Genomic DNA, 1,275 nt, shown 5'->3' on the forward strand with positions numbered 1-1,275 from the left:
ATATAAAGAGCCCTCTTTTGACCACATCGGAATGCCAACCAAAGAGAGGTAACGCCTCTACTTCTATTGAAAAACCAAAGCATGTGCCCACCCCCTTGGTCGAGGTTGCCACTAGCTTGCCTCCCATCATTGACACTAGTTGGCGACAAATCGCAAGCCCTAGCCCTGTCCCGCCAAACTGTCTTGAAACGCCTTCGTCTTCCTGAGTAAACGGCTCAAAAATGGTCGCCAGTTTGTCCCTTTCAATGCCGATGCCCGAATCCTTGATAAGGAATGTGAGCGAACCTCGCCCTTGCTCTAACGCTTCTTCGTAGCTCACGTCGACTGAGATATAGCCTTGTTCAGTAAACTTAACGGCATTGGAAACCAGATTAGTAATGATCTGTTTGATGCGATGATCATCGACCATCACGCGAGCCGGAATGTTTTCATCCAATGAAATATCGAGTTCAAGCTGTTTAGACGTGGCTTTAGATTGAAACAAAATCACCGATTGATAAACGACGTCGCGAATGTCAGCTTCAACCAACGACAATTCGAGGCGCCCCGACTCGATCTTAGACAAATCTAGAATATCGTTTAGCAATGCAAGCAAAGTGTGAGAAGAGGTATCGATGTCATCCACGACTTCTTGTTGATGAGGTGATAGCTCACTTTGCGACAAAATTTCAGTCATCCCCATGATGCCATTCAACGGCGTTCGAATCTCATGGGACATGTTGGCAAGAAATACAGATTTTGCTCTATTGGCTGCCACTGCCGACTCTTTGGCGTGCAGGATTTCGTGAGTTTGCCTTTGCTTTTCTTCCACCACACGATTGACTTGCTGCGCAAAGAGAGTGAACTCTTCACTACCATCGACTGCGACTTTTTTCTCTTTTTCTTCCTCATTAACAAGGGCATTAAGAGCATGAATGATTGCGCCAATCTTGCTGTTAACACGATACCAAGTGGCAACCCCCAGCCAGCCAAGCAAGAGAAGAACTACCGCAACACCACAGGTAATGAGCAATACATTTCGTTTTTGCTCATTGACTTGAGTAAGTAGGGATTGCTCAGCTTGACGAGTAAATCCTTCAATCATCATTTGCAATCGCTGAACCCGAAAATCGAGTTCGTCAAGGTAAGCCGCATAATCGCTGCGTGGCATGTCGCCATTCATCAGCCTCGCTCTTGATTCCAAATTACGTTGATAGCGGGGGGAGCTGAAAAGGCCAAGCAGTTTATCGACATGCGCATAAGATGCCCCCAAATGCAAAAATGCATCTAGATTTT

General features: G+C 46.2%; 1 protein-coding gene. It reads right to left on the reverse strand.

The genetic code is table 11. The annotated features are described in order from the left end of the window. Positions 1-1,275: sensor histidine kinase (locus R7E42_RS24455; RefSeq protein ID WP_318073157.1), on the reverse strand; the 1,275-nt coding region annotated here is incomplete at both ends.

The sequence above is a fragment of the Vibrio sp. Vb1337 genome (assembly GCF_033338715.1).
GTDB lineage: Bacteria > Pseudomonadota > Gammaproteobacteria > Enterobacterales > Vibrionaceae > Vibrio > Vibrio alginolyticus.